The organism is Candidatus Palibaumannia cicadellinicola (assembly GCF_000754265.1).
Taxonomy (GTDB): Bacteria; Pseudomonadota; Gammaproteobacteria; order Enterobacterales; family Enterobacteriaceae; genus Baumannia; species Baumannia cicadellinicola_B.
In genome coordinates, this window is record NZ_CP008985.1 from 677,281 (window position 1) to 690,737 (window position 13,457).

Genomic DNA, 13,457 nt, shown 5'->3' on the forward strand with positions numbered 1-13,457 from the left:
GGCACCTAATAGATCTCAAACAGCACCGTACGCCGGCAAACGATAAGTTGTAGAGCTAAAGTTCTGTAGTCTTTGTTCCTTGAAACTAGTTTGTCGTAAAGGATGCGCTATAAAATAAGCACGTAATCCCAGATGTAGGGCGTGAGCTATTTTTTCCTGATAAGCATTGCTGCCTAGTAGTTGCTCTTCTAGCATATTACTTATAAAACCTATTTCCACTAGTAATGATGGAATATCCGGAGAACGTAGTACTCCAAGGCTGGCATGTTCAGGCAGGTTTTTATGTAACGTGCCTATATTTTTTAATTGCCGCAGTACTTTCATAGCAATGTCATAACTTACCCGTTGTGAATGACAAAACTGTAAATCTAAGACAACTTGGCTGAAGTAGGGATCGGTCTTACTATTGGCTAGTAAATTACCTGCGCCGCCTAGTAGTTCCGATTGTTTCTCGTATTGTTCCAACCAATTAGCCATTTCGCTATTAGCACGTCGATTAGATAGTACCCAGACCGAAGCTCCACTAGCGCGGCGGTTGGGCGCTGCATCAGCATGTATGGATACTAGCACGCTTGCTCCATGTTTACGTGCTACATCGGATCTACCCATCACCGAGATAAAAGAGTCACCGTCACGAGTTAGTACTGGCTTAAACATAGGATCCGCATTGAGCATAATTTTTAGCTTTCTAGCTATAGCTATCGTGACATTTTTTTCTTGAAGTCCGTTGGGGCCAGTAGCACCTGGATCTTGACCACCATGTCCCGCATCAATAGCTACTATTACTGGTACAGTACTTGCTGTGGGAAGGTCTCTATTTATCATGTTAGAAGGTAAAGGTAGGGGCGTACTACTTACCGCTGACATCTTTCTATTAATATCAGTGGCCAAAATCGTTAATACTACATTATAACGCTCACTCACTTGTTGTTTCGTTACCCGTATGTTAGATTGGCACGTTAACTCTAAAACTAGACGTAAACTTTGCTTATCTACTGGTCTACTAGTGCGAATACGTTTAATAAGATTATTGCCGTTAAAATTTATCGGTAACTCTTCCTGCCCCTGCAAAAGTACACTTTGGCGAATATCCAATACTACCCGCTCTGGATTATGCAGAGAGAACCAAGTATATACTGGTGGTGCATTGAAACAGAGTGTTACCGTTGAGTGGATGATATTATTAGTGACTTGGATATTGCGTAGGGTCGCAGCAGCGCACCGGCCCATAATTAATCCTATTACTAAAAACAAAGTAATATAATAATATAATAGCTTCATGAATAAGGTTCCTGCAGCAAGGACAAAGCTGCCAGCAGGTGTTCGCCGTTAGCGTTGTATGTTTGTAGCTCAGCCCGACGTATTATCCCCTGAGACTTAAGGGTAAGAGATAGATCCATAGTGGGTAAAATACCTTCACCATGTTGTGGCCACTCTATCAAACATAGAGCACAATGATCTAAATAGTCTCGTATACCTATTAACTCTAGTTCCTCTGTGTTTGCTAAACGGTAAAGATCGAAATGATAAACCGTCCAGCGTGCTAACACATATGGCTCTATCAAAGTATAAGTAGGACTTTTAACATTTCCCACATACCCTAACGCCCGTAGAAATCCTCGACATAAGGTCGTCTTACCGGCGCCAATATCGCCATAAAGATAAATTACACAAGCTTGTTGGCATGCGACGGCTAATGTCGCACCTAAAGCCACTGTTGCCATTTCATCTGGTAAAGGGATGATCAGTTTTTCCATATTTTTTCTATGCTTTGTGATCAGAATAAATTGATAGCATGCAAATGCTAGTAGCGATAGCTTTGACGCAAGCTATCTGTCAAAAAAAACACGAAAGCAATAATTTGTCATCTCGCTAAAATAAGTCTTGAGCCGGAAGATCATTGATTTCGAGTGAGGGGTAATAAAAGCATTGTGACTCTAGAATACCAGTAATTGAAGCGCATTTTTATGCCTATCTGATGAAACTGAAGCTAAATATATACCCATGCTGTTTAATTGAGTTATCATCAATTAGGCTCAAGACGGATAAAATGTGCGCGATAATAAACTAATTCTGCCACTGACTCACGAATATCATCCAGAGCCTTATGGCTGTTTTTTTTCTTCAGACCTACCATAATTTCCGGACGCCATCGGCGAGCAAGTTCTTTTAAGGTACTGACATCTAGGTACCGATAATGAAAATAAGCTTCTAGTGCTGGCATGTAACGATAGAGAAAACGTCGATCTTGACCAATACTATTACCACAGATTGGCGATTTACCAGCTGGTACCCACTCCTTTAAAAAAGTAAGCGTTTGTGCTACTGCTGTTTCTTCATTTAACGTACTATTACGAACTCTTTCCACTAATCCACTAGTAGTATGGGTACGGGTATTCCATTCATCCATTAACGTTAGTTGAGCTTCACACTGATGAACTGCTAAAACTGGCCCTTCAGCTATGACGTTTAAATCAGTATCAGTGATTAATGTAGCAACTTCAATAATACGATCATGTGTAGGATCAAGACCAGTCATTTCTAGATCTATCCATATTAAGTTATTGTCATTTACCGGCATAATGTGTTTGTCACAAGAGATTTTATAGATGATCTGATATAATATTTCTATTATATCGATGTTCATCGCTACGAGCGATGTATTCACTACAAGCTAGTTAGTAAAAATTACTATTCAAAGGTTCGTCGAGTACTCAATTAGCGTACACGATACCATTGCCAAACATATACCAGTAAAGTGAAAACGATTCCTCTTCAATAAAATAACTTCAGTCTAGCCTTAACTAGCTATTATAAGATTGCACAGCTTTATTATTTGAGCAATTGTAACCAATGCATAGATTAACTAAGAAGTAAAAATTATTTTTATGGCATCTACAGCCAGAATAAATGACCTGTTGTTTGTCAAATTTTAAATTAGTCATAAGAGGTACCTGTGCTGTATAGAATAATAAAAGCATTACAACACCTACTGTATCTACCTAAATATTGGTTGACCCAGCTAGCTGGTTGGGGTGCTGAACTCCAGGGCGGCTGGCTAACTAGCGTAGTGATTACACTATTCGTACGCTTCTATAAAGTCAATATGCAAGAAGCGCTACAGCCTGATATAGCTACTTATTCTACATTCAATACATTTTTTATCCGTGCGCTCAATAAATACGCTCGTCCGATCGATACAGATCATTCGGTACTAGTACTGCCCGCTGACGGTATGATATCCCAATTAGGATCTATCAAAGGAGAGTGGATTTTTCAAGCTAAAGGTTATCACTATAGCTTAGAAGCTCTACTAGCTGGTCAAGATCATATGATCAATGATTTTCGTAATGGAAGTTTTGCTACCACTTATCTTTCTCCTAAAGATTATCACAGGATTCATATGCCTTGTAACGGCGTATTGCGCAACATGATCTATGTACCAGGTGATCTATTTTCAGTTAATCCTTCTACGGTTACCAAGATTCCTAATCTATTTGCTCGTAACGAGCGAGTCATTTGTTTATTCGATACTGATTTCGGCTCCATAGCACAAATTCTTATTGGCGCAACTATTGTCGGTAGTATAGAAACAGTCTGGGCGGGTACTGTAACACCACCACGAGCAGGTATGATCAAATATTGGCACTATCCAAAAGTCGTAGCAAACGATGCCATCGTATTACTGAAAGGGCAAGAAATGGGCCGCTTTAAGCTTGGCTCTACCGTCATTAATTTGTTCCCTAGCGGTAGAGTCCAGCTGGTAGATCACCTACATGCGAGTTATGTTACCCGTGTTGGACAGCCGTTAGCATATGGCATCGTCCTAGCTGTAAGCTAACTTCTGCCTTAAACGGTAAAATAAGAGAGTTTTAGCCTTGCGTCTAATGATGATGTTCCTACTAGGATGGCTAGTTACCGCTCCAGTATTAACTGCTAAGCTACCTGATGAGAATACTATTCAAAAGGATCTACAACAGGAGCTTGATGATAAAAGTACTGTGAATCATACCGCTATAATTGAGGCTCTGCAGTTAGCATTAAACGCGGTTGCAGAGAGTAAAGCGTCGAGCGCAAAAATTAAAGAATATCAGAAGGTCATCGATGATTTTCCTGCTCTGACGCGACAGTTACGTGCTAAAAAACACAAAGCATTGGAACAATCAGCTCAGATAATACTACATCACAACATCTCTACTAGAGAACTAAACCAGCAATTGCTACAGGTAAACAGAAAATTTATTGATCTAACGAGACAATTGCAACATGAGCAGGAAATAGCGCGCGCTATCAGCGACTCACTAGGCTTCTTACCGCAGCAGCAAACAGTTGCGCGTAGAGCGCTAAATGATGTAGAGCAACAACTTCAGGCGTTACCAACACCATGTACACCGCTAGAGCAGGCGCAAGCAACCACATTGCAGGCAGAACAAATAGCGCGCAGGTTAAAAGTTGATGAATTAGACCTAGCGCAACTTAGTGCCAATAATCGGCAGGAACTTTCACGTCTTCGCGCAGAACTATTAAAGAAACGTCACGATCATATGGATCAACAGTTGCAAATGTTACGCAATCAGCTAAATAATCTATACCAGCAGGAGGCAGAACAAGCGCTTGAACATACTGAAATAATCGCAGAAAAAGGTAAAACTTTACCTCAATTCATTAGTGATCAGTTACAAACTAACCACCAACTATCTATTGCTCTGAATAAACAGGCTCAACGCATGGATACGATTGTTTCGCAGCAACGCCAGGTAGCATCACAGACTCAAAAAGTACGACAGGCACTAACTGCATTAATCGAGCAGGAACCGTGGCTCAATGAATCACCAATACTTGGGGAGACCTTACGTACTCAAGTTTCTAATTTACCGGATCTACCCAAACCTCAGAAACTGGATAGCCAGATGGCGCAGCGGCGAGTTAAGCGCTTGCAGTATGAAGAGTTAATCAATCAACTGCCACAGTTTGTGCAAGGCAAACAAGATGACGGCTCGCCGCTCAAACCAACACAAAAGCGTATCTTAGCTGCCCAGTTGACAACTCAACGTAACCTACTCAATGCACTGCTAACCGGAGGCGACACAGAAATACTTGAGCTCACTAAACTGAAGGTTGCTCACAGCCAGTTGGAAGACGCGATGAAGGAGCTCAGAGAAACAGCACATAGCTATCTTTTCTGGGTGGCTGATGTAACTCCTATTACCTTTGCTTATCCTCTACTTGTTGGTCAAGATCTAAAGATGCTCCTAACGTTAGATACTTACCATCAACTTTTATGTGCACTTAAAATGATATTTACTAGACATGAAACTTTGATTCAGCTTTTTGGTGCTCTAGTACTGATCGGATTCAGCTTAAGTTCACGCCGGCACTATCATACTTTTCTCGTACGTTCTAGCGGTAGAGTCGGTAAAGTTAATCAAGATCATTTCACTCTAACATTACGTACAGTGTTCTGGTCATTACTGATCGCCTTACCGCTACCGGTATTATGGTCGGCTCTAGGTTACGGTTTACGTCATGCTTGGCCTTATCCAGCGGCGGTAGCGATTGGCGAAGGTGTAAGCGCTACTGTTTTAATACTGTGGATATTTATGGTGAGCACTTGTTTCGCTAAACAACAAGGGCTTTTTATTGTTCACTTTGGCTGGCCAGCACCACAAGTTAAGCGGGCGCAGCGCTATTATGCGTTTTTTATCGGTATTATTGTACCATTGATGATGGTGTTAATTGCCTTAGATACTTACCGCGACCGTGAGTTTGCCGGCACACTAGGCAGGCTATGCTTTATATTGTTATGTACCTGCTTGGGATTAGTTACTGTGAGTCTGAAACGCGCTGGATTACCGTTACATCTTGATCAACATGGTTCTAGCGATCATATTATAAACCGTTTTCTATGGAATACTCTGATCTGTGCACCAGTAGTGGCAGCCATAGCTTCTTGCCTTGGTCATCTCGCAACAGCCCAAGCATTGCTATCGAGGTTAGAAACATCAGTTGCTATATGGTTCTTGCTGCTGATTATTTATTATATAATCCGGCGCTGGATGTTGATCCAGCGCCGGCGTATCGCTTTCGAGCGCGCCAAACAGCGCCGTGCAGAAATTTTAGCTCAGCGTGCACGTAATGAAGAGCATTTATCTCAGTTACAATTAAATGAGGCAGCTGCAGAAGTCGATGAAAAGGTACTAGATCTCGATACTATGAGCGCTCAGTCGCTGCAATTGGTACGATCTATTATCACCCTCATTGCTATCTTATCGATTATCCTGCTGTGGTCGGATATTTACTCAGCATTTGGCTTTTTAGAGAAAATAAAATTATGGGATGTCACATCTACTCTCCAGGGCGTAGATATCATTCAGCCTATTACGCTAGGCGCAGTATTAGTTGCTATTGTAGTTTTCCTCATAACAACACAGCTGGTGCGCAACCTACCTGCACTACTGGAATTAGCGCTATTGCAACATTTAAATCTCACACCTGGTACTGGGTATGCTATTACGACACTTACTAAATACAGTCTGATGCTTTTAGGAGGGCTCATTGGATTTTCTTTCATAGGCATCGATTGGTCGAAGTTACAATGGTTAGTAGCGGCGTTAGGTGTGGGATTAGGGTTTGGTTTACAAGAAATTTTCGCTAACTTTATCTCTGGCCTAATTATCTTATTCGAAAAACCAATTAGGATCAGTGATACCGTTACTATCCGTAACCTGACTGGGAATATCACCCGTATTAATACTAGAGCTACAACGATTACCGACTGGGATCGTAAAGAAATAATCATGCCCAACAAAGCATTTATTACCGAACAGTTTGTCAATTGGTCACTGTCTGATACGGTAACGCGTGTCGTTTTAAATGTTCCCGCACCACCTGGCGCGAACATCGAACAGGTAACCCATATTTTAGTACAGGCTGCACGTCGCTGTCCGCTAGTATTAGAAATTCCTGCACCGGAAGCGTATCTAGTAGATTTGCAGCAGGGTTTACCACTTTTTGAATTACGTATGCACGTTGCTGAAATGGGTCACCGCATGCCTTTACGCCATCAGGTACATACACAGATTATCAACGAATACCGAGAACATGAGCTAGAATTACCATTTCCACCGTTTCAGTGGCGTACAGATCAGTTCCGCATCGATAAGTCAGTGTATTAAACCAAAACTAAACTTAAGAGTGATATGTAATTTTATTTAACTCTAGATACATACTCACTAGAGCGGGTGTCTACTTTAATTATTTCACCGTTCTGGATAAATAAAGGAACTTTCACGATTGCTCCAGTAGTTAAGGTCGCTGGTTTATAGCTAGTACTAACGGTATCACCTTTGATACCAGGATTGGTAGAAATAACTTCTAATTCAACAAATTTTGGTGGGGTTACGATAATAGGCTGACCGTTCCATAGGGTGAGTACACAAGCTGCTTGTTTGACTAACCATTTAGCATGGTCGCCAACAGCTTTCGCATCCGCAGCTAGTTGTTCAAAGTTATTATTATTTATAAAATACCATAAATAACTGTCCTTATATAGATAATTAAGGTGGAGATCTATTACATCAGCTGCTTCAACAGAATCACCAGACTTAAAAGTTTTTTCGAGCACCTTATCCGAAATAAGCTGACGTAGACGTACTCGGTTGAATGCCTGTCCTTTACCTGGTTTAACAAACTCATGATCGATAATCGCACAGGGTTCGCCATCTAACATGATTTTAAGACCAGAACGGAATTCGTTAGTATTATAAGACGTCATATCTATTTGATATTGCTGCAATAATGTATGAAGGATAGAAGGATATAAGATAAAAAACCCCAGCTAATACTCAGCTGGGGGATTAACGCGATTAGTCGCTTGTTGATTTATTACTTTTTTATGGGCAACTTACATCATGCCGCCCATACCGCCCATACCACCGCCACTCGAGGCGCCCATATCAGGCTTTTCTTCTTTGGGAAGATCTGTGACCATACATTCTGTAGTGATCATAAGACCAGCAATTGAAGCAGCATACTGTAGTGCAGAACGAGTAACTTTAGTTGGATCTAGTATACCCATATCAATCATATTACCGTACTTTTCTGTCGCTGCATTATAACCCATATTACCTTCACTTGCTTTGACGTTGTTGGCAATAACTGATGGTTCTTCACCAGCATTAGCCACGATCTGACGTAGCGGAGCTTCCATAGCACGTCGTGCTACTTTTATGCCAACGTTTTGATCTTCATTGTCGCCACGTAGTTCAGTAATACCGTTAGCCGCGCGAATGAGCGCTACGCCACCGCCTGCAACAACACCTTCTTCTACTGCAGCACGAGTAGAGTGTAGAGCATCTTCTACGCGGGCTTTCTTCTCTTTCATTTCAACTTCAGTGGCTGCACCAACTTTAATAACTGCAACGCCACCAGCTAATTTAGCTACACGTTCCTGTAGTTTTTCACGATCGTAATCAGAAGTAGCTTCTTCACGCTGTTGATTTATCTGTGTCACACGGCTATCAATTACTGCTTTATCGCCTACTCCATCGATAATAATCGTAGTATCTTTCGTAATAACAATCCGTTTAGCCTGTCCCATATCTTCTAGGGTAGCTTTTTCAAGTTCTAGACCGATTTCTTCGGAGATTACGGTACCAGCTGTAAGAACAGCAATATCTTGCAGCATTGCTTTACGGCGATCACCAAAGCCAGGTGCTTTTACTGCTGCGACTTTTACGATACCACGCATGGTATTAACCACTAAAGTAGCTAGAGCTTCGCCTTCTACATCTTCAGCTATCACTAAAAGTGGTTTGCTTGCTTTAGCCACAGCCTCTAATAACGGAAGCATTTCTCGGATATTGGATATTTTTTTATCAGCTAGTAAGATGAACGGATTTTCTAATTCTACGGTCCCGGTTTCTTGCTTATTGATGAAATAAGGAGATAAGTAGCCACGGTCAAACTGCATACCTTCAACTACATCCAGTTCGTCTTGTAAACCAGAACCTTCTTCAACAGTGATAACGCCTTTTTTACCTACTTTTTCCATCGCTTCAGCGATCAGAGTACCAACTTTTTCATCAGAGTTGGCGGATATAGTTCCAACTTGAGCAATAGCTTTGGAATCTGCACAAGGTACCGATAGTTTTTTCAATTCTTCAACAGCACCAATAACCGCTTTATCGATACCACGTTTCAGATCCATTGGATTCATACCAGCGGCCACTGCTTTTAGCCCTTCGTTAACTATAGACTGCGCTAGTACTGTTGCGGTAGTAGTACCATCACCTGCAGCATCATTAGCTTTTGAAGCTACCTCTTTCACCATCTGCGCACCCATATTTTCGAATTTATCTTCTAATTCTATTTCACGTGCAACAGAAACACCGTCTTTAGTGATGACAGGAGCGCCAAAAGACTTGTCTAACACCACATTACGACCTCTAGGACCTAGAGTAACTTTTACTGCATCAGCTAGAACGTTTACACCTCTAAGCATTTTGACGCGAGCTTCGTTACCGAATTTTACTTCTTTAGCTGCCATTTTATTTTCCTTAAACTTGTTTAGTTAACATAATTCAGCAAACTTATTTAGTTAACATAATTACGCGTGGATTACTTTTCAACAATGGCCAAAATGTCGCTTTCAGACATGATTAACACCTCATCATTATCTATTTTTTCTACCTTCACGCCATATCCGTCATTAAAAATTATGGTGTCGCCAACTTTCACATCTAACGCTTTCACTTCACCATTTTCTAGGCTACGGCCACGACCCACTGCCAGTACTTCTCCACGGGTAGATTTGCCTGCTGCAGAACCTGTCAGCATAATGCCACCTGCTGATTTAGATTCAACTTCTTTACGCTTTACGATAACACGATCGTGTAATGGACGAATTTTCATTGATAGCTCCCCTTAAAGAAAATTCAGGTCAATTTTGTATAGGATGGATGAATGTTGGGCATTTAATTATGCCACCTTCATGCGTTAATGATGGGGGCGTTAAAGAACGCTTCAAGGGTAAAAAAATAATTTTTTTTATTTTGCGTAATTTTTAGTCAAAATAATTACGATATTGAAATAAAATTTATCACTAAAATATAAGTGCTTACTATCATTTTCATGATGTTTTGTTTAGTAACGACAATTAAGCCTAAATTTAGATTTGGATGACAATATTAGTAAATCAATTTAACTCCCAAAAATAATCATAATAGCCACTACTTTCCTATTTAGCGAGGCTACACTCTCCTTCCTTAACCTTAAGTTTTAGGTTCATAATATATTTGTCATGTTCATAAGGCATTACATATTACATGTAGTAATTTATTAATTATAACAAAAAATATTTAAATGAATTATTTTATAAATTAAGGAAGTGACATGGCAATAGCAAATACGATCCGTATAGAAGAAGATCTACTTGGTACCCGTGAAGTTCCTGCTGCTGCCTATTATGGTATTCATACCTTACGTGCTAGCGAAAATTTTTATATTAGTACCGTACGTATAAGCGATATACCTATATTAGTGCGCAGTATGGTGATGGTTAAAAAAGCAGCAGCTTTTGCTAATAAGGAATTAAAAACTATGCCATCGGGTATTGCTGATATTATTACTCGTGCTTGTGATGAGATGCTGGTCAAAGGCCGCTGTATGGATCAGTTTCCAGTTGATGTTTTTCAGGGTGGAGCAGGCACCTCTATTAATATGAATATTAATGAAGTGCTAGCTAACATTGGTTTAGAATTAATGGGACATAAAAAAGGAGAATACCAATTTCTTAGTCCTAACGATCATCTCAATTTATCTCAGTCTACCAACGACTCTTACCCTACCGGTTTGAGATTAGCAGTATACAACGCTATCGAGCAGCTAATAGAAGGTGTTAATCATCTAGGTACCGGCTTTGAACAAAAAGCTCAGGCTTTTGCAACTACACTAAAAATGGGACGAACGCAATTACAAGATGCAGTGCCAATGACGCTAGGTCAAGAATTTCATGCGTTCAACGTCCTGCTTAAGGAAGAGAATAAGAATCTATTGCGCAGCGCTGAGCTACTGTTAGAAGTTAATTTAGGTGCTACTGCTATCGGTACCCGTATCAATACACCGGAGGGTTATCAGGCTATCGTGGTAGACAAATTAGCGAAGATAAGTGGTTTACCCTGTTTTCCCGCGGAAGATTTGATCGAAGCAACTTCAGACTGCGGCGCCTATGTTATGGTACATAGTGCGCTGAAACGTCTTGCGGTAAAACTATCAAAGATTTGTAATGATTTACGCTTACTTTCTTCAGGGCCACGAACAGGCCTAAATGAAATTAACCTCCCGCAACTACAGGCAGGTTCATCGATTATGCCCGCTAAAGTTAATCCAGTAATTCCTGAGGTAGTGAATCAAGTATGTTTTAAGGTTATTGGTAATGATACTTGCATTACCATGGCGGCGGAGGCAGGCCAGCTGCAGTTAAATGTCATGGAACCTGTCATTAGTCAAGCAATGTTTGAATCGATTTATCTTCTCACGAATGCTTGCTACAATTTGCAAGATAAGTGCATAGGAGGTATTAGTGCTAACCATTCTATCTGTGAACAATATGTTTTTAACTCAATTGGCATTATAACCTATCTTAATCCTTTTATTGGCCATCATAATGGCGATATAGTAGGTAAAATTTGTTTTGAAACCGGCAAGAGCGTACGTGAAGTTGTGTTAGAGCTCGGTCTTTTAACAGAGATGCAATTAGATGATATTTTTTCTCTACACAATTTAATGCGTCCGAGATATCAGGGACGGCGCTACTAACAAATAACCCAAATATTATTTAATTAATTTGCGTTACCATATTATTCGATAAACTTATTGACTAAATATTGACTAAATAGCGCTAATGGTATCTAATATATATGCCTCCTCTGCCCGGATAGCTCAGTTGGTAGAGCAGGGGATTGAAAATCCCCGTGTCCTTGGTTCAATTCCGAGTCCGGGCATAATTCAGGCTAATAATATAAAAAGCCATGTCTAACCTAAGGTGGTTGCATTTCACCAAGCAATCATTAATAATACAAAAAAGCCTGTAGTGAACACGGGTAATCAATGGAGGTCCTTTTAGTGCTCCCGCACAATGCTTACTTGTTAAATCGGTCAGGTCCGGAAGGAAGCAGTCGTCGCAAGTTACGTATGTGCCGGGATGTCGTTAGCTGGGCTTCCTACTAATAAAAATAAATAATTTATCGTATATTTTTCCAAACGAAAATTGGCACTTTATCGTATAATTTATTCATAGTTAGCTCTGCTAGACGATGGTCTGCAGCTGAGTTGAATATTTCTAATTCATCATTAGATAGTGCATATTTATTTTTTTCAATCACGCGCTCAAGCGTTTCTATTGTTCTGCATTTTCTTAAGCGCATTAAATAATCAATTTTGGTCATTTTTACCTTGTGACATTTGATACCGTAGAGAAAAGACATTGCTTATCTCAACAGGTTAAAAACCTGAACTAAATTAGGGTTTATAGTCCCTATATCACCATGATTTTTTTTGAAATAAAATATATATATTATTTTTGCTTGGCAGGTAATGATGAACATGTTGGTTAGCGTGCTATTATACTAGAAAAAACAACCTGCAAACCCAACATTATAGGGTTGAGTGCAGGTTAAAAATAATACATCAAGAGGTAACAGAGACTACAACTACAGTGTTGTTAAGTGTTTAGAAAGATATTGAGCAACACCTTCCGGAGAGGCTTTCATACCATCCTCACCTTTCTGCCATTGAGCTGGGCAGACTTCTCCGTGCTCTTCGTGGAACTGCAGAGCGTCAACCATACGTATTATTTCATCGATATTTCTGCCAAGTGGCAGGTCATTGACTACCTGGTGGCGTACGATACCCTCTTTATCGATTAAAAAAGAACCGCGTAAGGCAACCCCAGCGTATGGATGTTCGATACCGTAGGCTTTGATTATTTCACGTTTAATGTCAGCAACCATAGGGTATTGTACTTTACTAATGCCACCTTTATTAGTTTCAACTAAGCGCCAAGCGTTGTGCACGAACTCAGAGTCTAATGAAACACCAATAATGTTAACACCACGTTTCTGGAAATCAGCATAGCGTTTATCAAAAGCAATTAACTCAGATGGGCAAACAAAAGTAAAATCCATCGGCCAGAAAAAAACAATAGCCGGTTTACCTTGGATGTAGCTTTTAAGATTGAAGTTGTTGACGATTTTACCGCTGCCTAATACCGCAGCGGCTGTAAAATCAGGTGCTTCACGAGTTACTAATACCATATATTCTCCTATAAATATAATAAATATTAACATAACATGGCATTATAAGACGATAACGTAAAAGAATAAAGCTAGTGGTTGCTAGCTGGTGGTTCAACGGAACTTATGGTTTAATCTATTAATTTCCATAATTAGTTATGATGC

10 protein-coding genes, 1 tRNA gene, 1 other RNA gene and 1 pseudogene are annotated in these 13,457 nt (G+C 40.2%); 5 read left to right on the plus strand and 8 right to left on the minus strand.

What is annotated here, in order from left to right; all coding sequences use genetic code 11:
• Window positions 1-69: 69 nt before the first annotated feature.
• From IM45_RS03220 to orn, 3 genes and pseudogenes are all read right to left on the minus strand, one after another.
• Window positions 70-1,281, minus strand: a pseudogene (locus tag IM45_RS03220) (N-acetylmuramoyl-L-alanine amidase); the annotation flags it as partial.
• The gene (tsaE, locus tag IM45_RS03225) at window positions 1,278-1,757 is read right to left on the minus strand and encodes a tRNA (adenosine(37)-N6)-threonylcarbamoyltransferase complex ATPase subunit type 1 TsaE (RefSeq protein ID WP_038499244.1); all 480 of its coding nucleotides are present in this window, start codon (window positions 1,755-1,757) and stop codon (window positions 1,278-1,280) included. The gene tsaE and the pseudogene IM45_RS03220, both read right to left, overlap by 4 nt.
• Before the next feature lie 269 nt (window positions 1,758-2,026).
• Window positions 2,027-2,581 (minus strand): oligoribonuclease, encoded by a 555-nt coding sequence (gene orn, locus IM45_RS03230; RefSeq protein WP_038499667.1) that lies wholly within the window; start codon window positions 2,579-2,581, stop codon window positions 2,027-2,029.
• Window positions 2,582-2,956: 375 nt separating this feature from the next.
• Here orn and asd point away from each other — a divergent pair, with 375 nt between their 5' ends.
• Together asd and mscM are read left to right on the plus strand one after the other, a co-directional pair.
• On the plus strand, window positions 2,957-3,841 hold the full coding sequence (gene asd, locus IM45_RS03235; RefSeq protein ID WP_038499247.1) for an archaetidylserine decarboxylase: 885 nt from the start codon (window positions 2,957-2,959) through the stop codon (window positions 3,839-3,841).
• Between the two features lie 46 nt (window positions 3,842-3,887).
• A complete protein-coding gene (gene mscM / locus IM45_RS03240; protein ID WP_420021797.1) occupies window positions 3,888-7,175 on the plus strand; it encodes a miniconductance mechanosensitive channel MscM in 3,288 nt (1,095 codons plus the stop codon).
• Window positions 7,176-7,207: 32 nt separating this feature from the next.
• On the opposite strand, the gene efp is transcribed toward mscM, so the two are convergent.
• From efp to IM45_RS03255, 3 genes are all read right to left on the minus strand, one after another.
• Complete coding sequence (efp, locus tag IM45_RS03245) at window positions 7,208-7,774, minus strand: elongation factor P (protein WP_038499253.1); 567 nt, start codon at window positions 7,772-7,774, stop codon at window positions 7,208-7,210.
• A 129-nt stretch (window positions 7,775-7,903) separates the two neighbouring features.
• The gene (groL, locus tag IM45_RS03250; RefSeq protein ID WP_038499256.1) at window positions 7,904-9,547 is read right to left on the minus strand and encodes a chaperonin GroEL; all 1,644 of its coding nucleotides are present in this window, start codon (window positions 9,545-9,547) and stop codon (window positions 7,904-7,906) included.
• A gap of 71 nt (window positions 9,548-9,618) precedes the next feature.
• Window positions 9,619-9,912, minus strand: a complete 294-nt coding sequence (locus IM45_RS03255; RefSeq protein WP_038499259.1) for a co-chaperone GroES — start codon at window positions 9,910-9,912, stop codon at window positions 9,619-9,621.
• 486 nt (window positions 9,913-10,398) lie between these two features.
• Here IM45_RS03255 and aspA point away from each other — a divergent pair, with 486 nt between their 5' ends.
• The 3 genes from aspA (at window position 10,399) to ffs (ending at window position 12,216) form a co-directional block, all read left to right on the plus strand.
• A complete protein-coding gene (gene aspA / locus IM45_RS03260; protein WP_038499670.1) occupies window positions 10,399-11,817 on the plus strand; it encodes an aspartate ammonia-lyase in 1,419 nt (472 codons plus the stop codon).
• 112 nt (window positions 11,818-11,929) lie between these two features.
• Window positions 11,930-12,002: transfer RNA gene (locus IM45_RS03265), tRNA-Phe, on the plus strand.
• Between the two features lie 117 nt (window positions 12,003-12,119).
• An RNA gene (gene ffs / locus IM45_RS03710) (signal recognition particle sRNA small type) lies at window positions 12,120-12,216 on the plus strand.
• 26 nt (window positions 12,217-12,242) lie between these two features.
• Here the strand turns inward: ffs and hha are convergent.
• Both hha and IM45_RS03275 read right to left on the minus strand, forming a co-directional pair.
• The gene (hha, locus tag IM45_RS03270; protein WP_038499263.1) at window positions 12,243-12,446 is read right to left on the minus strand and encodes a hemolysin expression modulator Hha; all 204 of its coding nucleotides are present in this window, start codon (window positions 12,444-12,446) and stop codon (window positions 12,243-12,245) included.
• 264 nt (window positions 12,447-12,710) lie between these two features.
• Complete coding sequence (locus IM45_RS03275) at window positions 12,711-13,313, minus strand: peroxiredoxin C (RefSeq protein WP_038499267.1); 603 nt, start codon at window positions 13,311-13,313, stop codon at window positions 12,711-12,713.
• Window positions 13,314-13,457: the final 144 nt, after the last annotated feature.